At 67.1% G+C, this 20,688-nt stretch carries 23 protein-coding genes; 16 read left to right on the forward strand and 7 right to left on the reverse strand.

Annotated elements, in window-relative coordinates:
* The first annotated feature begins 22 nt into the window (after positions 1 to 22).
* The 3 genes from O6W96_RS11915 to O6W96_RS11925 are packed head-to-tail and all read left to right on the forward strand — an operon-like array spanning position 23 to position 2,732.
* Positions 23 to 1,039, forward strand: coding sequence for a hypothetical protein (locus O6W96_RS11915; protein ID WP_353469744.1), 1,017 nt, complete (start codon positions 23 to 25; stop codon positions 1,037 to 1,039).
* Positions 1,036 to 1,551: a DUF2141 domain-containing protein gene (locus tag O6W96_RS11920; protein WP_353469745.1), complete on the forward strand. Its 516-nt coding sequence runs from the start codon at positions 1,036 to 1,038 to the stop codon at positions 1,549 to 1,551. Before O6W96_RS11915 ends, O6W96_RS11920 begins: the two co-directional genes overlap by 4 nt.
* Positions 1,548 to 2,732 (forward strand): glycosyltransferase, encoded by a 1,185-nt coding sequence (locus tag O6W96_RS11925; protein WP_353469746.1) that lies wholly within the window; start codon positions 1,548 to 1,550, stop codon positions 2,730 to 2,732. The genes O6W96_RS11920 and O6W96_RS11925 overlap by 4 nt, the downstream gene beginning before the upstream one ends.
* Here the strand turns inward: O6W96_RS11925 and O6W96_RS11930 are convergent.
* Both O6W96_RS11930 and ubiG read right to left on the reverse strand, forming a co-directional pair.
* Positions 2,674 to 4,113: a DUF2029 domain-containing protein gene (locus tag O6W96_RS11930; RefSeq protein WP_353469747.1), complete on the reverse strand. Its 1,440-nt coding sequence runs from the start codon at positions 4,111 to 4,113 to the stop codon at positions 2,674 to 2,676. The two genes, O6W96_RS11925 and O6W96_RS11930, sit on opposite strands and share 59 nt — an antisense overlap.
* Positions 4,114 to 4,331: 218 nt before the next feature.
* A complete protein-coding gene (gene ubiG, locus O6W96_RS11935) occupies positions 4,332 to 5,072 on the reverse strand; it encodes a bifunctional 2-polyprenyl-6-hydroxyphenol methylase/3-demethylubiquinol 3-O-methyltransferase UbiG (RefSeq protein WP_353469748.1) in 741 nt (246 codons plus the stop codon).
* Positions 5,073 to 5,124: 52 nt separating this feature from the next.
* Between ubiG and O6W96_RS11940 the strand changes: the two genes are divergently transcribed.
* From O6W96_RS11940 to O6W96_RS11950, 3 genes are all read left to right on the forward strand, one after another.
* Positions 5,125 to 6,378, forward strand: a complete 1,254-nt coding sequence (locus tag O6W96_RS11940) for an aspartate kinase (protein ID WP_056054666.1) — start codon at positions 5,125 to 5,127, stop codon at positions 6,376 to 6,378.
* Between the two features lie 55 nt (positions 6,379 to 6,433).
* Positions 6,434 to 7,453 carry an NAD(P)H-dependent flavin oxidoreductase gene (locus O6W96_RS11945; RefSeq protein WP_353469749.1) on the forward strand — a complete coding sequence of 340 codons (1,020 nt, stop codon included), beginning with the start codon at positions 6,434 to 6,436 and terminating at the stop codon, positions 7,451 to 7,453.
* 311 nt (positions 7,454 to 7,764) lie between these two features.
* The gene (locus tag O6W96_RS11950) at positions 7,765 to 8,523 is read left to right on the forward strand and encodes a hypothetical protein (RefSeq protein WP_353469750.1); all 759 of its coding nucleotides are present in this window, start codon (positions 7,765 to 7,767) and stop codon (positions 8,521 to 8,523) included.
* On the opposite strand, the gene O6W96_RS11955 is transcribed toward O6W96_RS11950, so the two are convergent.
* On the reverse strand, positions 8,524 to 8,928 hold the full coding sequence (locus O6W96_RS11955) for a VOC family protein (RefSeq protein WP_353469751.1): 405 nt from the start codon (positions 8,926 to 8,928) through the stop codon (positions 8,524 to 8,526). It abuts the gene before it with no gap.
* A 117-nt stretch (positions 8,929 to 9,045) separates the two neighbouring features.
* Between O6W96_RS11955 and O6W96_RS11960 the strand changes: the two genes are divergently transcribed.
* Genes O6W96_RS11960 through pal form a run of 6 tightly spaced genes read left to right on the forward strand, consistent with a single transcriptional unit; the run spans position 9,046 to position 13,714 of the window.
* Complete coding sequence (locus O6W96_RS11960; protein ID WP_107964484.1) at positions 9,046 to 9,504, forward strand: YbgC/FadM family acyl-CoA thioesterase; 459 nt, start codon at positions 9,046 to 9,048, stop codon at positions 9,502 to 9,504.
* Positions 9,501 to 10,193 (forward strand): protein TolQ, encoded by a 693-nt coding sequence (gene tolQ, locus O6W96_RS11965; RefSeq protein WP_056053223.1) that lies wholly within the window; start codon positions 9,501 to 9,503, stop codon positions 10,191 to 10,193. The genes O6W96_RS11960 and tolQ overlap by 4 nt, the downstream gene beginning before the upstream one ends.
* A gap of 1 nt (position 10,194) precedes the next feature.
* Positions 10,195 to 10,632, forward strand: a complete 438-nt coding sequence (gene tolR, locus O6W96_RS11970) for a protein TolR (RefSeq protein WP_353469752.1) — start codon at positions 10,195 to 10,197, stop codon at positions 10,630 to 10,632.
* A 13-nt stretch (positions 10,633 to 10,645) separates the two neighbouring features.
* Entirely contained in the window at positions 10,646 to 11,719 is a 1,074-nt protein-coding gene (locus tag O6W96_RS11975; protein WP_353469753.1) for a cell envelope biogenesis protein TolA, read from the forward strand.
* Between the two features lie 11 nt (positions 11,720 to 11,730).
* Positions 11,731 to 13,134, forward strand: a complete 1,404-nt coding sequence (gene tolB / locus O6W96_RS11980) for a Tol-Pal system beta propeller repeat protein TolB (protein ID WP_353469754.1) — start codon at positions 11,731 to 11,733, stop codon at positions 13,132 to 13,134.
* A gap of 52 nt (positions 13,135 to 13,186) precedes the next feature.
* A complete protein-coding gene (gene pal, locus O6W96_RS11985) occupies positions 13,187 to 13,714 on the forward strand; it encodes a peptidoglycan-associated lipoprotein Pal (RefSeq protein WP_107964487.1) in 528 nt (175 codons plus the stop codon).
* Positions 13,715 to 13,886: 172 nt separating this feature from the next.
* On the opposite strand, the gene O6W96_RS11990 is transcribed toward pal, so the two are convergent.
* The 4 genes from O6W96_RS11990 to O6W96_RS12005 all read right to left on the reverse strand — a co-directional run bounded on the left by O6W96_RS11990 (position 13,887) and on the right by O6W96_RS12005 (position 17,381).
* Complete coding sequence (locus O6W96_RS11990) at positions 13,887 to 14,738, reverse strand: S1/P1 nuclease (RefSeq protein WP_353469755.1); 852 nt, start codon at positions 14,736 to 14,738, stop codon at positions 13,887 to 13,889.
* Entirely contained in the window at positions 14,735 to 15,655 is a 921-nt protein-coding gene (locus tag O6W96_RS11995; protein ID WP_353469756.1) for an isoaspartyl peptidase/L-asparaginase family protein, read from the reverse strand. The genes O6W96_RS11990 and O6W96_RS11995 overlap by 4 nt, the downstream gene beginning before the upstream one ends.
* Positions 15,652 to 16,791 carry an acyltransferase family protein gene (locus O6W96_RS12000; protein ID WP_353469757.1) on the reverse strand — a complete coding sequence of 380 codons (1,140 nt, stop codon included), beginning with the start codon at positions 16,789 to 16,791 and terminating at the stop codon, positions 15,652 to 15,654. Before O6W96_RS12000 ends, O6W96_RS11995 begins: the two co-directional genes overlap by 4 nt.
* A 68-nt stretch (positions 16,792 to 16,859) precedes the next feature.
* A complete protein-coding gene (locus tag O6W96_RS12005) occupies positions 16,860 to 17,381 on the reverse strand; it encodes a DUF1993 domain-containing protein (RefSeq protein ID WP_353469758.1) in 522 nt (173 codons plus the stop codon).
* Positions 17,382 to 17,496: 115 nt separating this feature from the next.
* Between O6W96_RS12005 and ispG the strand changes: the two genes are divergently transcribed.
* The 4 genes from ispG (at position 17,497) to O6W96_RS12025 (ending at position 20,652) form a co-directional block, all read left to right on the forward strand.
* Positions 17,497 to 18,633 carry a flavodoxin-dependent (E)-4-hydroxy-3-methylbut-2-enyl-diphosphate synthase gene (ispG, locus tag O6W96_RS12010; RefSeq protein WP_353469759.1) on the forward strand — a complete coding sequence of 379 codons (1,137 nt, stop codon included), beginning with the start codon at positions 17,497 to 17,499 and terminating at the stop codon, positions 18,631 to 18,633.
* Positions 18,634 to 18,937: 304 nt separating this feature from the next.
* Positions 18,938 to 19,264: a hypothetical protein gene (locus tag O6W96_RS12015; RefSeq protein WP_353469760.1), complete on the forward strand. Its 327-nt coding sequence runs from the start codon at positions 18,938 to 18,940 to the stop codon at positions 19,262 to 19,264.
* Positions 19,265 to 19,279: 15 nt separating this feature from the next.
* Complete coding sequence (locus O6W96_RS12020) at positions 19,280 to 20,179, forward strand: DMT family transporter (protein WP_353469761.1); 900 nt, start codon at positions 19,280 to 19,282, stop codon at positions 20,177 to 20,179.
* Positions 20,176 to 20,652: a GNAT family N-acetyltransferase gene (locus O6W96_RS12025; protein WP_353469762.1), complete on the forward strand. Its 477-nt coding sequence runs from the start codon at positions 20,176 to 20,178 to the stop codon at positions 20,650 to 20,652. Before O6W96_RS12020 ends, O6W96_RS12025 begins: the two co-directional genes overlap by 4 nt.
* Positions 20,653 to 20,688: the final 36 nt, after the last annotated feature.

Below are 20,688 nucleotides of genomic sequence, written 5' to 3' on the forward strand. Positions count from 1 at the left end.
GTAGAGCGGAGATCGCGACCGAATGAAACCGACTTTGCGTGCACGCGTGCCGACAGGCGGCTATTGGGCCGATCGAGGGGCGACGGAATGGCTTGAGGACCGGCGATTGAACACGCGTGCGAACACTGCCGATACTGAGGGCTATGCCGATATCGCCCGTGCAGGTCTCGAGCCGCTGAAGACGATCGGCAGTCGCTGGCCCGCAATCATCGGCGCGGTATTGACACTGGCGATGATCGCCGGGCTGGGGCGCGAACTGCTCGGGCATGGGCTGGCCGGACTCACGCGGTCGGTGCCGAGCGATCCGCGCTTCTATCTGTGCTTCGGCCTGCTCTACATGTCGCCGCCGACCGGGGATTACGTCATCTTCCGCCGGCTATGGGGCATCCCGCTCGGCGGCCTCGTCGCGCTGATCAAGAAGCGGATCGCGAACGAGGTCGTGTTCGGATACTCCGGCGATGCGTATTTCTATGCCTGGGCGCGGGCGAAGGCGCGGATGGTGGCGTCGCCGTTCGGCGCGGTGAAGGACGTGTCGATCCTGTCGGCGATCGCGGGCAATGCGGTCACGCTGCTGCTGGTGGCGATCGCGTTGCTGCTCGGGCGGCATCTCCTTACACACGACCAGTTCCGGACGGTGCTGGCATCGGCGGGCGTGACGTTGGCGATTTCGCTGCCGTTCCTGATCTTCTCGCGCCGCGTGTTTTCTTTGCCGAGGGCGAAGCTGTGGTGGGTGTTCGGGATCCACTGCATCCGGCTGCTGTGCGGATCGGTGCTGATCGCGTTCGCGTGGCATTTCGCGCTGCCGGGCGTGCCGATGGGGATGTGGCTGTTCCTCGCCGCCGGGCGCCTGCTCGTGTCGCGGCTGCCGCTGGTGCCGAACAAGGACCTGTTGTTCGCCAATATCGCGATCCTGCTGATCGGGCAGGATCAGGCGCTGTCGGAATTGATGGCGTTTACGGCGGCGGCGACCTTGCTGGTGCATGTCGGTCTGATCGTGCTGTTCGGCATCCACGCGGCACTCGATCGGATTCGTGCATGATTCGCTATGGCTTGGCTCTGGTTGCTTCGGTCGTGTCGGTGGGATCGGCGGGCGCACAGGTTCTGGGCAGCGATGCAGCGGCGTGCCGGCCGCGAGAAGGGCCGGCGATCGCGGTCGAGCTCACCGGGCTGAAGGATCGCACGGGCGAGTTGAAGCTCGAACTCTATCCGGGCGAGGAAGTGGATTTTCTCAAGGACGACCGCGTGCTGATCGCGGCGGGCAAGACGTTTCGGCGGGTCGTGGTGCCAACGCCGCTGACCGGGTCGCCGATCCTGTGCATCCGGGTGCCGCGGCCGGGCCGCTATGCGCTGTTGCTGACGCATAATCGCGACGGGAAGAACAAGTTCAGTGTCTGGTCGGATGGGGCGGGTTTCGCGAGCAACGTGAAGCTCGGGCGGTCGCGGCCCAAGGTCGGGCAGGCGCTGGTCGAGGTCGGCGCGGGCGTGACGACGGTGCGGATCACCGTGCAGTATCTGCGCGGGCTTGGCGGGTTTGGGCCCGTCACGCCGTGAGAGTGGTCGACGTCAACGAGTTCTACTCGCCGACCGGCGGCGGGGTGCGGACCTATGTCGACCGGAAGATGGGGATCATGGCGGACATGGGCCATGAGTTGATCGTCGTCGCGCCGGGCAGGGAGGACCGCGTCGAGGAGCGGCCGGGCGGCGGGCGGATCCTCTATCTCAAGTCGCCGGGGATGCCGTTCGATCGCAACTATGGGCTGTTCTGGGAAGAGCGTGCGATCCACCGGGTGCTCGACGATCTCGATCCGGACGTGGTCGAATGCTGCTCGCCGTGGCGGCCGGCTTGGTTCGTTGGCGACTGGCAGGGTCGGGCGGTGAAGTCGTTCTTCATGCACAACGACAACATCGCGGCTTATGCCCAGCGCTGGTTCGCGGGCGTCGCGAGCCATGACCAGATCGAGCGCGGGTTCGCCTGGTACAGCCGGTACATGCGGCGCTTCCTCGAGAAATACGATGTCGTCGTCACCAACGGCCCGGCGCTTGAGAAGCGGTTGCGCGCGCGGGGTCTGCGGATCGACGCGGCGATGCCGCTGGGGATCGAGCGTGGACATTTCTCGCCGGACCTGCGCGATCCGCGGTTGCGTGCGGCGTTGCTGCGGCAGTGCGGGTTGCCCGAGGACGGCATGCTGCTGCTCGGGCTCGGGCGGCATCACGGCGAGAAGCGCTGGCCTTTGGTGGTCGATGCCGTGGCGCGGGCGGGGGCGACTTTGCCGGTCGGGCTGGTCCTGATCGGTGCGGGGGCGCAGACCAAGGCGATCCAGCGGCGGATCGGCGGCTCGCCGCACATCCGGATGTTCGCGCCGGTGTATGACCGCGAGCGGCTCGCGCGAATCATGGCGAGCTGCGATGCGCTGATTCACGGGTCGGAGGCGGAGCCGTTCGGGTTGGTCGCGTCGGAGGCGATGGCGTCGGGCCTGCCGCTGATCGTGCCGGATACGGGCGGGTGCGCGGAGGTCGCGGACCGCCATGCGAGCGAGCTTTACGCGGCGCGCGATGCTGAGAGCGCGGCGGCGGCGATCGGACGATTGTTCGCGCGCGATCCGGCGTTGCTCAGGCGGGCGGCTGCGGTGGCGGCGCGGCACGTCCGCAGCGACCGCGAGCATGCGGTGGAGCTTATGGATTATTATGCGGGGCTGGTCGCGGCGAAACACGGCGTGCGACGTACAGGGTGAATCGCGTGCCGGAGACGGGGACCGCGCGATAGCCGTGATGTCGGGCGTAGGCGGCCAGGACTGCATCGATCCGATCGTCACCGCTGCTCCAGACGCCCTCACCGCCGGTGAGGATGGCGGACGGATAGCCGAGGAGATGCGTCCGGGCCTGCGATACGAGGTGGAGGGCGTACTCCTGACATGCGTCGAGCAACGCGGTGCTGCGGAAATAGAAGGGGCCGGTGGCGAAGCGCGGGTCGATCGCGGGGCCGGGGAGGAATTGCGGGGAGAGTGTGGCGACCGGGCCGGCAACACGTTCGCGGTCCAGTGTCTCGCGAACCGCGGCGGCATCGCGCATCGCGTCAAGCATCGGGATGCCACCGCTCGCGACGGCCTCGACGGTGGGGGCGAGTCCGGCGCAGGCGAAGACGACCGCGACGATCCGCATCGCCTTGCCGGGTGGGTACGCGTGCCAGACCAGTGCCAGTCGGACGAACAGCGCAGGCAGCATCGGCAGCAGATACTGCCGCCACGTCGGTACCGGCGCGAGCGCGGCGACTAGACCGGCGAGGATCAGCAGGTCGAGGATCAGGTGCCAGCGGTGGCGCTTGCCCCTAGTGGCGACGATCGCGAGCAGGGGCGGGCCGAGCGCGAGGAACTTGAGGATGTCGATGATCTTCGCCGCGTTCGACAGCTTCCACGGGCGGGTCTGGTACCATTCGGTGGGTGCCTGGCCGGGAAAGCCGATCACGCCGAACAGGAAGCTTTCGGGGGCCTGGAGGAACAGCGCGGTCGTCAGTGCCACGAACGGGAGCGTGCCAAGCAGGGTCCACCACGGGCGGCGGTCGGCGCGGAACAGCGTCCAGATGCCGTAGGTCAGCGCGGGGAGCGCGTAGGAGATTTTGGCGGTCGCGGCGGCGGCGAGCAGCGCGCCGATCACGATCGCGTCGCGGCGGCCTGCCTGGTCGCGCGCGGTTCTGACGATCGCAGGGAGGGCCAGCGCGAGGCAAGCGGCGGGGAGTGCGTCGTTGCGGGCTGTGCCGATGCTGAAGAGGAGGATGTCGCAGGTGGCGAACAGCGCGGCGGCGATGGCGGCGGCGCGGGTGCTGGCGCCGCCGATGCGGGCTGCGCGGTGGACTGCGGCGATGGTGGCTGTGCCGAGGAGGGCGTTGGTTATGCGGAGGGCGGGCCAAGTCCAAGTGCCGGTTAGCGCTGCGATCGGGGCGAAGAGATAGGGTTGGAGCGGGGTCTGGAGGTAGGCGAAGTCTCGGTAGGGGATGAGGCCGTGTGCGGTGAGCGCGGCGGCGGCGACGTACTGGCTTTCGTCGTGGTCCACCGGGCGGAGAAGCGCGAGCGCGATGAAGAATATCGCCAGCCCTGCGAGCACCAAAAGATTGTTCACCCGCGAAGGCGGGTGCCCAGACTGGGCACCCGCCTTCGCGGGTGAACATCGTTGGGGAGGGGTGTTCTCCATTACTCTGCTCCACCCCGCTCGCGACCACCCCGGCGGAGGCCGGGGCCCAATTGGGGGACGGTTATGACTGAGGGTGGCGCTTCGTTACCACGGCCTTCCCAATTGGGCCCCGGCCTTCGCCGGGGTGGAGGCGTGTAGGGCACGAGTCAGGCTTTTACCGCGGTCAGGAAGTAGTCGAGGTTGGTCGAATCGCTCAGCGTGAAGCCGGTCGCCGGCGAGAAGCTCAGCCCCCGCGTATCCGTCACGCGAAGCCCCGCGTTGTTCAGCAACGCGGTCAGGTCCTCGGGTGTGAGGAACTTGTTCCAGTCGTGCGTGCCCTTGGGAATGACGCCGGCACCCTCCGCCACGGTGATCATCGCCAGCCGCGACAACGGCGTGCGATTGGGCGTCGACAGGATCAGCAACCCGCCCTCCGCCAACGTCCGCGCGAGACCGCGCACGAAGCCGGCAGGGTCGCTGACATGCTCGATCACCTCAAGGCTCGTGACCAGATCGAATTGCCCGACCAGCCCCTCGACGCCCCCCGCGCGGTAGTCGATCGCCAAGCCGCTCTGCGCTGCATGGATCTCCGCAACCGCGATATTCTCGGGTGCCGCATCGATCCCCGTAACCTCTGCACCGAGCCGCGCTAACGGCTCGCACAGCAACCCCGCGCCACAACCGACGTCGAGCGCGGTCTTCCGCGCCAGCGGCGTGAAGGTCGCACCATCGCCACCCCAATGCGCGTCCACCTGCTCGCGGATATAGCGCAGCCGTGGCGGGTTAAGCTTGTGGAGCGGGGCGGACGAGCCCTTCGGATCCCACCAGTCCTTTGCCATCGTGCCGAAATGCGCGGCCTCGCGCGGATCGATTGTTGCGTTCGTTACGGTGTCGCTTGCCAGTATCATGCGCGCTACCTATCAGGGCCGCCGCTTCGACCCAAAGGGATTTGCGCTGCCAATGGCCCGTATCGTGATGAAATTCGGCGGGACGTCGATGGCTGGGATCGAGCGTATCCGCAACGTCGCCGCCCGCGTGAAGCGCGAAGTCGACGCCGGCAACCAGGTCGCCGTCGTCGTCTCCGCGATGGCGGGCGAGACCGATCGGCTGGTCGGCTTCTGCCGCGAGGCGTCGTCGTTGTACGACGCAAAGGAATATGACGTCGTCGTCTCGGCCGGCGAGCAGATTACGAGCGGCTTGCTCGCGATCGCTTTGCAGGCGGCCGGGTGCAAGGCGCGGAGCTGGCTCGGCTGGCAGCTGCCGATCAACACGTCGGACGCCCATGGCTCGGCCCGCATCGGCGAGATCGACACGGCCGCGCTCGACGCGAGCCTTGCGGACGGTGTCGTCGCGGTGATCCCCGGTTTCCAGGGCGTCGCGGATGGCCAGCGCGTTACCACCTTGGGCCGCGGTGGTTCGGATACGTCGGCGGTCGCGATGGCGGCGGCGATGAAGGCGGATCGCTGCGACATCTATACCGACGTCGACGGCGTCTACACGACCGATCCCAGGATCGTGCCCCGCGCACGGAAACTGAGCAAGGTCACGTACGAAGAGATGCTGGAACTCGCCAGCGTCGGTGCCAAGGTGTTGCAGACGCGGTCTGTCGGCCTGGCGATGAAAGAGAATGTGCGTGTGCGCGTATTGTCCTCGTTTGAGGATGGCGACACCAATGATGGTCACCGCGGCACGTTGATCGTGGGCGAAGAGGAAATCGACGATATGGAACGCCAGCTCATCACCGGCATCGCGCACGACAAGAACGAGGCGAAGATCACGTTGACGCAGGTCAGCGATCGGCCGGGCTCGGTCGCGGCGATCTTTGCGCCGCTCGCGGACGCGGGGATCAACGTCGACATGATCGTGCAGAACGTCGCGCATTCAACTGGCTCTACGGACGTGACCTTTACGGTGCCCGCGGCGGATCTCGCGCGCTCGCTCGACGTGCTCGACAAGGCGAAGGACGCGATCGGCTATGCGACGATCGTCCACGACACGCGCGTCGCCAAGGTGTCCGTCGTCGGCGTCGGCATGCGCAGCCATGCGGGCGTCGCCTCGACGATGTTCACCACGCTCGGTGAGCGCGGGATCAACATCCAGGCGATCGCGACGTCGGAGATCAAGGTCAGCGTGCTGATCGAAGAGGATTATACCGAGCTGGCGGTGCGTGTTTTGCATACGGCGTACGGGCTCGACGCCGAGGATGCGGCTTGAACTTGATAGATAACGACATGATCCCGGCAGGCGCCGGGACGACGGGGATGGATGCATGACGATCGGTACTGAGCGGCTGCAACGCCGGATGGCGCGCGGCGCCGCGTTCCTCGGGTCGGAGGTCGCGATTCTCGGCGGCGCGATGTCCTGGGTGAGCGAGCGTCACCTCGTGTCGGCGATCTCCAACGCGGGCGGGTTCGGCGTGATCGCGTGCGGGGCGATGACGCCCGCGCTGCTCGATACCGAGATCGCCGCGACCAGGGCGATGACCGACAAGCCGTTCGGCGTGAACCTGATCACGATGCATCCCGACCTGTTCGAGCTGATCGCGGTCTGCGCCAAGCACGAGGTCGGTCACGTCGTGCTCGCTGGTGGCCTGCCGCCCAAGGGCAGCATCGAGGCGATCAAGGAGACCGGCGCCAAGCTGATTGCGTTCTCGCCGGCGCTGGCGCTTGCGAAGAAGTTGATCCGCAGCGGTGTCGATGCGCTCGTGATTGAGGGCATGGAGGCCGGCGGCCATATCGGCCCGGTCTCGACCAGCGTGCTCGCGCAGGAGATGCTACCTGAAATCGCCGAACAGGTGCCTGTGTTCGTCGCCGGCGGGATCGGTCGCGGCGAGGCGATCGCGGGCTATCTCGACATGGGTGCCGCCGGTGTCCAGCTCGGCACGCTGTTCGTCTGCGCGACCGAATCGATCGCACACGCCAATTTCAAGAAGGCGTTCATCCGGGCGTCGGCGCGCGATGCGATCGCCAGCGTGCAGATCGATGCGCGCTTGCCGGTGATCCCGGTTCGCGCGCTGAAGAACGCGTCGAGCGAGTTGTTCACGGCGAAGCAGCGTGAGGTTGCCGGGCATCTGGACGGCGGCCGCGTGGAAATGGCGGAGGCACAGTTGCAGATCGAGCATTATTGGGCCGGCGCGCTGCGTCGCGCAGTGATCGACGGCGATGTCGAGCATGGCTCGGTGATGGCGGGCCAGTCGGTCGGCATGGTCAAGCGCGAGGAGCCGGTCGCGGAGATCATCGGCGGGTTGATGATGCAGGCTGCGGCCGCGCTAGAGGCGCGCGCGGTCTAAGGTACTCTCGATCCTCCCCCTTGCGGGAGGTCGATAGGGCGGCATCTTCTCTTTGCGGTGATCCCGGGTCTGTTGGCTTGGTTCCAGCACTACCCTGGCGGAGGCCGGGGGAACGTTGCTGATTGGCGCCGCGCCCTGTTACCTCGACCTTCCCAATTGGGCCCCGGCCCTCGCCGGGGTGGACGACTTCCGGGGTAGGTGCGGCCAACCCCGCACCCTCTCCACTCGCCGCAAAGCGCGTACGGCTTACGTCTCGTTAACCTAATCCCGGCAAAGAATGTCCCGTCGGGGGACATCATGAGGTGGTTGCGATGAGTCGTCGGTTTGCTTTGCTGTCCGTTCCCGCGCTGGGCCTGCTGGCCGGGTGCACGTCGAAGCCACAGACCGTTGCGCAGGTCGCGCCGCCCGTCATCATGGTGCCGGTGCCCGCCCCGGTGATGCCGAAGGGCGCGTCGCCGACCATCGTCATCCCGATCGCACTGGCCGATGGCACGTATCCGACGCCGAACCGCAATCTCACCACCGCCGCGAAGGTCTGGCACCTCCGCGCCGCGCTCAACGTCGCCGCGCTCGCGTGTCGCGGGCCGCAGGAAGTCGTGATCGTCGCGGGCTACAATGCGCTGCTGTCGGCGCAGAAGCCGGTGCTCGCCAAGGCCGAGGCGACCTACGCCAGCGAGTACAAGTCAGGCGGCGGCGACTGGCAGGATCGCTACGACGATTCGATGACCCGGCTATACAACTTCTTCTCGCAGTCCCCCGCGCGCGACGACTTCTGCGCCGCGGCGGGCACCGTACTCGCGCAGGGCGCCGGTCTGACGGCCGAGGCATTGCCCGCGTTCGCGGCACAGAATCTTCCCGTGCTCGAGCGCCCGTTCACCGATTTCTACCGTGCGGTCGACGCATGGCGCGGTCGGACGGTGCGTCCGGTCCAGCCGCAGCTGGCCGTCTCGCGCCAATATGCGTCGAACATGCCGGTGCAGACGATCACGCAGGCGCGGCTCCAGCCGATCTCGCAGCCGGTGCCGCCGGCGCAGCCCCGCTTGAAGCTAGACCCGAGCGTCTTCCAGTAATCAGGCCTTGATGGGCGATCCAACCGACCAGCTATGGCCGAACGGATCGCGCACCTGGCCGTATCGATCGCCCCAGAACTGATCGGCGACGGGCATCGTCACGATCGCCCCCGCTGCGACCGCGCGGTCCACCCAGGCATCGGTATCGTCTACCTGCAGATGAAGCGTGATACCGGCGGGTTCGGGTTCGTCATGACCGCGCCATTCGGGGAACTCGTCGCACAGCATCAGCCAACCGCCATTGAGTCGCAGGCTCGCCTGCATCAACCGGACGCCGTCGTCGGCGACGTTCGTCTCGACCAGCGTGGCGGCGAACGCGGTTTCGTAGAAGGTCAGTGCCTCGCGACCCTGCCTGTTGCGAATGACGAGGAACGGTGTGATTCCGCTGGTGGGACGATCGGCCATGCGAGTCTCCTGCGTTGAAGCCTGCCAGCGTACGCCGCTCGCTTGTCCCCGGCCAGCGCCGACATCATGAAGGCAAAGCTTGGCTTACCTGCAAAGACTGGGTTAACAGCCGCGGCAATGGCTGAGGTTTCAGATCGTCCGGCGGAAGGCCGCTTCGACGGGCGCGAGCACCGGTTTCCGGTGCGCGTCTATTTCGAGGACACCGATCTGTCGGGCGCGGTCTATCACGCCAATTACCTGCGCTACATGGAGCGCGCGCGGTCGGACATGCTGCGGGTCGGCGGGATCGACCAGCGCGCGACGTTCGAGGCGGGCGAGGGCTCCTATGCGATTGCCAGCGTCGCCATCCGCTACGCCGCGCCGGCGAAGCTCGACGACGCTTTGCTGGTCGTCTCGCGGATACGCCGTGTCCGCTCGGCCGGGGTCACCATTCATCAAAGGGTCATGCGCGACGGGCTTGTCTTGGCCGAGGCGGACGTGGTGGCGGCATTGGTCGCTCCCAATGGTCGCCCACGCCGCCAGCCGCGCGCCTGGATCGATATCTACGAACGCCTTGTCTGGCAGGGGGAAGCATGAATCCGGTGTTAACTATGGATAGCGCGACGCTGTCGCCGATCCACTTGTTCCTCCAGGCCGACTGGGTGGTGAAGGGCGTGATGATCGGGCTGTTGCTCGCCAGCATCTGGACCTGGGCGCTGATCGTCGCGTTCTGGCGGCGGATCGGCAAGACGCGCAAGGGCATGACCCGGTTCGAGCGCGATTTCTGGAAGGCCGAGGATATCGACGTCTTCTACAAGGCGGAGGGCGAGAACGACCTGCCATCGGCACGCGTGTTCGCCGCCGGCGTGACCGAGTGGCGCCGCTCGACCGCGGGTGGCACGATCGACAAGAGCGGCACGCGCGAGCGGCTGGCGACGACGATGGGCGCAGCGGTTGCGGGCGAGATCGACAAGCTGTCGGACCGGCTGAACGTGCTGGCGACGGTAGGCTCGGTCGCGCCGTTCGTCGGGCTGTTCGGCACGGTGTGGGGCATCATGCGGAGTTTCACCAGCATCGCGGCGGCGCAGAACACGTCGCTGGCGGTGGTTGCGCCGGGGATTGCGGAGGCCTTGTTCGCAACCGCGATCGGGCTGTTCGCGGCGATCCCTGCGGTGATCGCGTACAACCGGTTCTCGCACGGCATCAACCGGATCGAGGCGAGCCTCAACCGGTTCGCCGACGGCTTCCACACGACCTTGAGCCGCCAGCTGGACGGGTCGCGCTAAGGTGGCGATGAATCTTCCTTCGTCGCGTGGCCGCGGACGTCGCGCGCCGATGGCGGATATCAACGTCACGCCGCTGGTCGACGTGATGCTGGTGCTGCTGATCATCTTCATGGTGACCGCGCCGCTGATGACCGCGGGCGTGCCGGTGAATTTGCCAGACGCGCGTGCGAAGGCGCTTGACCAGGAGCAGAAGCCTGTCGAGATATCGATGGACGAGACCGGCGCGCTGTTCATCGACAAGGACCAGGTGCCCGACGACGCGCTGCCGATCCGGCTCGCGTCGATCGCCGCCAGCCGTGCGGTGGGGGACGAACCTCAGGTGCTGCTGCGCGCAGACCGGAAGCTCGATTACGGTCGCGTGATGCGCGTGATGGGCGAACTCAACCGCGCCGGGCTGAACCGCGTCGCGCTGGTGACCGTCGAGGGTAATCAGAACTGATGGCGCTCGGCTGATGGATCGTTCGGAGAAGATCGGCTTAGGCGTTGCCGTCGTCGGGCATGTCGTGCTGTTCGGCTTGCTGTCGCTCGGCTTTCTCAGCGCGCCCGAACCGCCCAAGATCCAGCAGCAGCCGATCGACGTGAGCCTGGTGCCCGACGTCGCGCTGGAGGCGAGCGCGCCGCAATCGGCCGAGACGCCCGCGCAATCGATCGCGCCGGATGAAGGCGCGCCCGAGGATGCCGCGCCGCCGGCTCCGCAAGAGGCCGAGCCTGAGCCGAAGCCTGATCCCGTGCCACCCGCGCCGCGGCCCAAGCCCGCGCCGCCGAAGCCTGCGCCCAAGCCGCAACCGGCGCCCGAGCCCGTGGCCAAGCCGCAGCCCAAACCCAAGCCGGCACCGCCAAAGCCTGCCGCCAAGCCGGCCCCCGTCGCGAAGCCTGTCGTGAAGCCGCAGCCCAAGCCCGAAAAGGCGCCACCTACCAAGTCCGCCCCGGCGAAGGCAGCTCCGGCAAAGGCTGCGCCGAGCAAGGCTACGGCCAAGCCCAGCGCTGCGCCGGCGAAGACGTCGTCCACGTCGGGCAAGACCTCTTCCGCGTCGTCGGCCAAGCCCGCCAAGCCGTCCACGACCAAGGGCAGCGGCTCGACCGCGGAGGCCAAGATCTCGCGGCCACGCGGCTCGCGGCTCGGCGACAATTTCCTTAAGGGGCTGTCGGCCGATCCGTCACCGAGCAAATCGGAAGCGCCCAAGGCCGCCAAGCTTGGCGCGCAGGCGGCGGCGAACATCGGCTCGGCGATCCTGCGGCAGGTGCAACCCTGCGCCAACCGCCAGGTCACGCCGGGCCCCGGTGCCGAGCGGATTCGCGTGACGATCAACCTGCGGCTCAACCGTGACGGCACGCTCAAGGGGCGTCCCACGATCAGCGATCATGCCGGCGTCGACGACGAGAACCGGCGCTACGTCGACCGCGTCGACGATCTGGCGATCGCGACCTTCACCGGGTGCTCGCCGCTACGCGGTTTGCCCGACGACCTGTATGACGTGCAGAACGGCTGGAGCAATTTCAGCCTGCGCTACAAACTTCCCGGCTGAGGATGTCCGTTATGACTCGATCGATTTTCTCGTCCGCTGCCGTGATGGCGTTCGCGTTCAGCGGGACGGCCATCGCGCAGGATGCGCCCGCGCCGGCACCGCAACAGGCTTCCGCCGATCCGGCAGCGCAGGCCCCGGCAGGCGACCAGTCCGGCGGCCTCGTGGTGGACGTCACCGGCGGTATCTCCGCGCCGATGCCGATCGCGATTCCCGTGATGCCGACCGCTGCGGTGGTGTCGACGCCCGCAGGATCGACCGACGTGCTCGGTCGCCAGCTCGCCGACATCGTCACCAACGACCTCCGCAACTCCGGCCTGTTCACGCCACTGTCGCCGGGTCAGCTCCGCTCGATTACCTTCCCCGAGGTCACCGCGCCCGGGTTCGACTACTGGGGCAGCACCGGCGCACAGGCACTCGTGCAGGGCTTCATCCGCGCCAACGGCGACGGCAACCTGACGGTCGGCTGCTACCTCTACGACGTGTCGTCGAAGGCCGAACTGACGCGGACCGGCTTCGTCGTGCCGCCGTCGGACTGGCGTCGCGCAGGGCATAAATGCGCCGACATGGTCTACACCCGCCTCACCGGCGAAGGCGCGTATTTCGACAGCCGCGTCGTGTACGTGTCCGAGACCGGACCCAAGGGCCACCGCATCAAGCGCCTCGCGATCATGGATCAGGACGGCGCCAATCACCGCTTCCTGACCAACGGCCAGTCGATCGTGCTGACCCCGCGGTTCGCGCCGAACCAGCAGTCGATCGTCTATATGAGCTATCTCAACAATCGCCCGGCGATCTATGTCTACGACATCGGTTCGGGCAAGCAGCGGCTGGTGGTCGCGAACGCGAACCTGACGTTTGCGCCGCGCTTCTCGCCGGACGGGCGCAACATCCTGTTCTCGATGGCGCAGGGCGGCAACACCGACGTCTACCGCGTATCGTCGCAGGGCGGGACCCCACAACGCCTGACCAACTCTCCCGGGATCGATACCGGCGGGAGCTACTCGCCGGACGGCTCGCGGATCGTGTTCGAGAGCGATCGCTCGGGTGGCCAGCAGATCTACGTCATGAACGCGGACGGCTCGAACCAGCAGCGAATTAGCTTCGGCGGCGGGCGCTATGCGACGCCAGTGTGGAGCCCGCGTGGCGACCTGATCGCGTTCACCAAGCTCGGCGGCGGCTTCCGGATCGGCATCATGAGCCCGAGCGGTGGCGGCGAGAAATTGCTGACCAACGACTGGCAGGACGAGGGTCCGAGCTGGTCGCCGAACGGCCGGGTGATCAACTTCTATCGCTCGGGACGCGGCAGCGGCGGCAAGGCGGACCTCTGGTCGGTCGACCTGACCGGCGTGAACGAGCGGAAAATCCCGACGCCGCTCGACGGCTCCGATCCGGCATGGGGCCCCTTGCGGCCCTGAACCTGCTATGGGGGCATAACGGGGAAACGTGATTTTCTACGGGAGACTATCTATGTCGAAGCTTTCCAACATCTTGCTCGCGTGTACCGCGCTGATCGCCGTCGCCGGCTGTGCCAAGAAGCGTCCCGAAGTGTTGCCGCCTGCACCGGTCGACAACAACGCGCCGGTCGATCCGAATGCGGGCCAGAACGGCGGCAATGTCGGTGGTGCGATCGTGCCGGGGTCGGATGCCGACTTCCAGCGCTCGGTCAGCTCGAACACGGTGAATTTCGGGCTCGACATGTACGACATCGATCCGACCGCGCGCGCGATCCTCGACAGCCAGGCGCAGTGGCTGGCGAAGTTCCCGAACCAGCGCATCACGATCGAAGGCCATGCCGACGAGCGTGGCACGCGCGAGTATAACCTCGCGCTCGGCGATCGTCGTGCGAACGCGACCAAGAACTATCTGGCCGCGAAGGGCGTGTCGTCGTCGCGGATGACGACGATCAGCTACGGCAAGGAGCGCCCGGTGGCGATGGGTTCCGACGACCAGAGCTGGGCGGCGAACCGTCGTGCGGTCACGGTGGTGTTGAACTAAGATTTGTCGCGGCAGTCCCTCTCCCCTCCGGGGAGAGGGAAGGAGGAGCCACTTGGCGACGGGAGGGTGAGGGGCTGTTGGGACGGACCGTCCGAGCCTCAAGCCCCTCACCCTCCCACGTACAAGCGTACGCGGGCCCCTCCCTCTCCCCCGAGGGGCGAGGGAAAGCAGGTTACCCCAGCGCTTTGTCGAGCAGCTTTGCCAACCGAATACCCCCACGGCGAATCTCTTCGCGGGACACCGGCACCATCTTGGCGATCGTCGCGTCGTCCATCTTCACGCGCGCAGGCACGGTACCGCACGCGTCGCCGCCAAGTGCCGCCGCATACGCCTCATGCGAGGCCTCCCAGCTCTCCCGGCTCCAGTCGACGACCGTCCCCGCGCCGATCTTCGCGCGTTCAGCCGCGGGATACCGCCTTACCAGCGACGGCGGCGCCGAGATCGCGCGCTCGGCCAGCGGCCCGTCCCAGATCGAATGCAGGTTGAACCGCGCGGGGCCGTAGATCCCGTAGTCCGCCTTCACGTCGTTGCCGCCCTTGTCGTGGCGGTCGCCGGCATGCAGCGGCTGGTGGAGATCGCCGACGAAGTGGATCAGGAACGCCAGCGCGACGACGCGGTCGCGGGGCAGCGTCGACTTGTCGCGAAGCATCTTCACGTCGCGGTCGATCTGGTACGAGACGCAGTCGCCTTCCTTGCACGCCGGCGTCAGGTCGAACGGCGCGCAGATATCGACGTTCTGGTAATGCCAGCTGTAGGCAAAGCCGAAGCGCGTCGAGCCGTCGTTCAGCTTCAGCGGCTTGATGCAGTCCGCCCAGACGCTGGCCTCCTCGATCGTGCCCGCGGGGCAGGTCGGCGTATCCAGCAATGCCTGTTGCGCGAGCAGCTTGCGGATCGCAGCCTTGGTCTTCGGCGTGACGTTGGCATAGGCGATCTGCGCGACGGTCTGGTGGCCATACTCCCAGAACGCGGTAACGGGGGAGGCGAGGCCGAGCGAGGCAATCGCGGCGAGGAGAAAGCGCTTCATGCCGGCTCGTTAGCGTAGATCGCGACCGTCCGGCTACCCTCGGACGACGCGCGTCCGCGGTACATGCCGACGGTGTTGAAACCCCATGCCATGTCGCCGTCCGGCCCCGCGACGATGACGCCGCCGGTGCCGCCGAGCGCCTTCACTTCGGCAAGCACCGCATCGGCCGCGATCTGGAGCGACTCGCCCGACAGGCGGACGCGCGCGGCGATCTCGTGGCCGACGCCGACGCGAAGGAAGAACTCGCCAGAGCCGGTGCACGAGACGGCGCAGGCGCGATCGTCGGCGAAGGTCCCCGCGCCGATCACCGGCGTGTCACCGATCCGGCCCCAGCGCTTGCCGGTGACACCGCCGGTCGAGGTGGCGGCGGCGACATGGCCGTGCGTATCGCAGGCGACTGCGCCGACGGTGCCGTATTTCATGTCGACGTCGAACCCTCCGCCGTCGGCTTGGAACTCGGCGAACTGACGGCGGCGTTCGTCGGTGGCGAACCACGCGGCATCCGCCTGGGGAAGGTCGCGATCGAGCGAGAACGCATCCGCCCCCTTGCCTGCGAGGAAGACGTGGCGGCCGTCGTCTAGGATCGCGCGGGCTAGACCGACGGGGTTGCGCGTGGCGGTGGCTGCGGCGACTGCCCCCGCCGCCCGCGTGCGCCCGTCCATGATCGCGGCATCGAGCTCCAGCGTGCCGTCATGCGTGAAGACCGCGCCGCGCCCCGAATTGAAGTGCGGGTCGTCCTCCAGCACGCGCACCGCCGCCTCGACCGCATCGAGCGCGCTGCCGCCGTCTGCCAGCACCTTCGAGCCCGTGTCGAGCGCACGCGACAGGCCGGCTCGCGCGCCCGCATCCTGCTCGGGCGAGACCATTTCGCTGTCGAGTTTGCCGGCGCCGCCGTGGATGACGAGGGTCCAGGTCATGCTGAGTCTTTCGAGGGTAGGGCGCGGAGGCCGATGAGGGGGCGGAGCGGCGCGATGCTGCGGCCGATCCAGTAGAAGGCGATGCAGCCGATCGTCGTCGCGCCGAGCAGGCACGCGAACTCCGCCCAGCCCGGCAGGCCGGCGGGGAGCAGCGCGTACATCACGAGAACGATGATCGTCTGGTGGATCAGGTAGAACGGGAACACCGCCTCGGTCAGCGTGCGGCGCCAGCGATGGTCGCGGTTCCAGTGGCGCTCGGCGATTCCGATCAGCGCGACGATCGCCCCCCATTGCTCGAGCGCGTGGGCGACGCCGTAGCCGGGGTAGATCCAGCGCGGCGCGACGATGTCGCCCGGCCATTCGAGCTCGACGCCGATGATCGCGCCATAGCCGAGCACCGCGGCGACGGCGCCGACCTTCCACCAGCGCGCGATCGCCGCCATTGCGGGCTCGGAACGGGCTAGGCCGAAGCCGAACAGGAACGCGGGGAAATAGGTGACGTGCGCGACCCAGTCGCCGAACAGGGCTTGCGATTCCGCGGCCATCTGGAACCACCAGGCGTGGACGAACACGAGCCACGCGACCGGCAGGACGAGCACCGCCCAGCTGCCGAAGACCCAGTCGAACGCGCGTTGCAGCCAATCGCCGCGGACGACGACCAGGCCAAGCGTTAAAACGCTCGTGTAGACCCAGAGGTAGACGACGAACCACAGGTGGTTCCAGGTCGGCAGCGACAGCCCGGCGAGCTTGCCGAACCGGAAATAATCATGCGTCCAGAAGGTCAGATAGCTGCCGGCATAAGCGTGCTTGGTGACCAGCTCGACCCAGGGTTGCGGCGGCACGATCACCGCCATGCCGAACAGCAGCGGCACGAGCAGGCGGTAGCAGCGATTGGCGAAGAATCCGCCTGTGCCGCTCGACCGGGCGAGCAGCGCGCGGCTGGCATAGCCCGAAACGACGAACAGCAGCGTCAGCCGCCACGCATTGCTCGCCAGCATCGGCAGCCGCACCCAGTCCTCGACATGGAACGACTTCACATGGAAGTTCCACGGCACGAAGACCATGCCGATATGGTAGAGGATCAGCAGCGCGAACGCACCGATCCGCAGCCAGTCCATGCCGAAATGCCGCGTCATCGCGCGGCCCTACGGGGCGGGGGCCGGTGCCGCAAGCGTCGGGCAGCTAAGGCGTTCCCCGCGCCGGTTCACGCCTTCATGCGCGGCGTGCCCATGAAGTCGCGCTTGCCGATCGGCACGCCCTGCGCGCGCAGGATCGCGTAGGCGGTGCTCGCGTGGAAATAGAAGTTGGGCTGCGAGAACGAGAGCAGGAAGTTCGCGCCGGTGAACGGCATGACGAACGTGCCGAACTCGAAGGTCGTGTCGTTGTCCGCGAGCGCGTCGAACGTCTCCCGGTCGATCGCTTCCAGCTTGGCGATTGCGTCACGCATCACGGCATGGAGCCCCGCGAAATCCGTCGGCCAGGCCGAGCGATCGGGCGCGAAGGTGCCCGCGCGAACGCCTTCGATCCCGCCGACCGAATGCGCTGCGCACGATTTCACCTGGTAGCCAAACGGCAGCATGTCGTCGGCTAGCTTCGCATCAATCAACGTCGCGGGTTCGATACCCTTCTCGGCCGCGAATGCTTCCGCCTTGTCGAGCAGCGCGTCGACCGCGCGGAGGATCTGGAGGTTCGAGGGGATCGTCGCATCGTACAGGGACAGGGTCATCGCGTTCGCTCCAAAGGCCGTGCGCCGCTATGGCCGACGTTCGCTACTCCGGCCAGCGATGTTCCGTTCCAGCGCGCAAGTCGCTATATAGGCCGCGAACTCCCGAGGAATCCCCATGTCCCTTCGTCCCTGGCGCGATATCACCCGCCGCAAGAGCCGCCAGATCATGGTCGGCAACGTCCCCGTCGGCGGCGATGCGCCCGTCACGGTGCAGACGATGACCAACACGCCGACCGACGACGTGCGCGCGACCGTCGACCAGATCCGGCGCTGCGAAGACGCGGGCGTCGACATCATCCGCGTCAGCTGCCCCGACGTCGAATCGACCGCCGCGCTCAAGCAGATCGTCCGCGCGAGCCGCGTGCCGATCGTCGCTGACATCCATTTCCACTACAAGCGCGCGCTCGAAGCGGCGGACGCGGGCGCGGCGTGCCTGCGGATCAATCCGGGCAATATCGGTTCGGCGGCGCGCGTGAAGGAAGTCGTCGACGCGGCCAAGTCGAACGGCTGCGCGATCCGGATCGGTGTCAACGGCGGTTCGCTCGAGCGGCATCTGCTCGAGAAATACGGCGAGCCTTGTCCCGATGCGCTGGTCGAGTCGGCGATGGATCACATCAAGCTGCTGCAGGACCACGACTTTCACGAGTTCAAGGTCGCGGTGAAGGCGTCCGACCTGTTTCTCGCGGTGGCGGCGTATCAGCAGCTCGCCGAGCAGGTCGACTGCCCGCTGCATCTCGGCATCACCGAGGCGGGCGGGTTCGTCGGCGGCACGGTCAAGTCGGCGATCGGGATGGGCAGCCTGCTCTGGTACGGCATCGGCGACACGATTCGGGTGTCGCTTTCCGCCGAGCCGGAAGAGGAAGTCCGCGTCGGCTTCGAGATCCTCAAGGCGCTCGGCATCCGCAACCGCGGCGTCCGCGTCGTGTCGTGCCCGTCGTGCGCACGCCAGGGTTTCGACGTGATCCGCACGGTGCAGGCTCTGGAGGAACGGTTGCAGCATATCCGTACGCCGATGTCGTTGTCGGTGCTCGGCTGCGTCGTGAACGGTCCCGGTGAGGCACGCGAGACCGATATCGGCATCACTGGCGGCGGCAACGGCAAGCACATGGTGTATCTGTCGGGCGTCACCGACCACCACGTCCAGGACGCCGATATGGTCGACCACATCGTCCGGCTGGTCGAGGCGAAGGCGGCTGAGATCGACGCAGCGGACGAGGCGATGGCGGCGCTGGTGCCGGTGGCGGCTGAATAAAGGGCTACCACCACGTCCCGTCATCCTGACGAAAGTCAGGATCCAGGGTCACGTACGGTGCGCTTTTGGCTCTGGGTCCTGACTTTCGTCAGGACGAGGGATAGGGCGCAGGGCTTCTTCTCGTTCTCCCGCGAATCCGGAAGCCCAGGGTAACAGGCGATGACCCCTGGTTCCCTGTCCTCCCCCTCCGTCGCCTTTGGCGCCACCTTCCCCTTGCGGGGGAGGATCGATGGGTCGAAATGTCGGTCCCTTTGGGCAACGTGCGGAGATGGTGTGCCGGCTCGATGCGGCGTATTGGATACGCATGACGACGGCTGCCGACCTCGATGCACTGACCGCGTTGGATCGGGCCGCGACGCCTGGGCCCTGGTATGTGCGGGCGATGAATGACGAGAACGCAACGTGCGCGACGGCTGTCGCGACGAAGCCCAACACGTCCGGCGATAACGACGAGCTATCCGGTTCGACCTATCACGGCGTTGTCGCTGCGACCTCCATCCAGCATCACGACTATGTCGTTCCCGCGGATAGACGATCGAGGGAAAATGCAGCGTTGATCGCGGCCGTCCGGACCGCGCTTCCCGAATTGCTGCGGCTGGCGAGAATCGGTGCCGCAGCCGATCGCGCCTGATATCCGCCTGTTCCGATGACCTCTCGCATCGTGTCGCCCGCTTTAGCCTTCGCGATCGCCGCGCTCGGCATCGGACTGTTTTCCATGATGGATGCGGTGATGAAGTCGCTCGTCCTGGCGATCGGCGTCTATAACGCGCTGCTGTGGCGGCAGATGATTAGCGTCGGGCTCGGTGCGGTCGCGTGGAAGTTCGGGAACAGCGGGCGGCCGAGCGGGCGCGCGCTCAAGCTGCATCTGGCGCGCGGGTTGGTGACGACGGCGATGGCGGTGCTGTTCTTCTGGGGGCTCGCACGCGTACCGATGGCGCAGGCGATTTCGCTGACCTACATCGCGCCGATCCTCGCGCTGTTGCTCGCCGCGGTGACGCTGGGCGAACGCGTCGGGTGGAAGACGTCCGTCGCGTCGATCGCCGCGCTCGGAGGTGTGCTGGTGGTGATGATCGGGCAGGGGCGCGAGGTGCCCGGACCCGAGACGTTCCATGGGACGCTCGCGATCCTTGGCTCGGCGGTGCTATATGCGGTCAACCTCGTGATCGCACGGCTGCAGAGCCAGGCGGCGCGGCCGGGCGAGATCGCGTTCTTCCAGGCGCTCGTCATCACCGCGACGCTGGCGCTCGCGGCGCCCTGGCTCGCGGTGGTGCCCGAGGCGGTGCAATGGCCCAAGCTCCTGCTGGCCGCGGGGCTCGCGACCGCGTCGCTGTGGCTGCTCGGCTGGGCGTATGCGCACGGCGATACCGGGTTTCTCGCGACCACCGAATACACTTCGTTCGTCTATGCAGCCTGCTTGGGTTTCCTGGTGTTCGGCGAGCGGGTATCGGCGTTCACGCTGGCTGGCGCGGCGATCATCGTGGTCGCATGCCTGTATGCGGCGCGGCGGCGTGACATCGCGCAGACATCGATCGAGGCTAGTGCATGACCGTCATCCGTTCCGCCACCGCTGCCGATGTCGGCACGATCCTGCGCTTCGTCCGCGAGCTTGCCGCGTTCGAGCGCGAGCCGGATGCGGTCGAGGCTACCGAGCCGATGCTGGAGGAGGCACTGTTCGGGGAGCGGCCTGCCGCGGAGGCTTTGATCGCGGAGACTGCAGACGTCCCGCTCGGGTTCGCGCTGTTCTTCCACAATTTCTCGACGTGGACGGGCAAGCGCGGGTTGTACCTGGAGGACTTGTACGTGACGCCGGACGCGCGCGGGCAGGGGGTCGGCGGTGCGTTGCTGTCGCATCTAGCCGGCGTGGCGCTCGATCGCGGCTGCGCCCGGTTCGAATGGTCGGTGCTCGACTGGAACGCCGACGCGATCGCGTTCTACCGGAAAGTCGGCGCGGTCGGGATGGAGGACTGGACGATCCAGCGGATGTCCGGGGATGCGCTGGTAAAGCTGGCGAGGCGGTAAGAAAGCTGCCGCCGCACCGAACCGGTCCCGTCAAAT

Source organism: Sphingomonas faeni (assembly GCF_040407495.1).
Taxonomy (GTDB): domain Bacteria; phylum Pseudomonadota; class Alphaproteobacteria; order Sphingomonadales; family Sphingomonadaceae; genus Sphingomonas; species Sphingomonas faeni_D.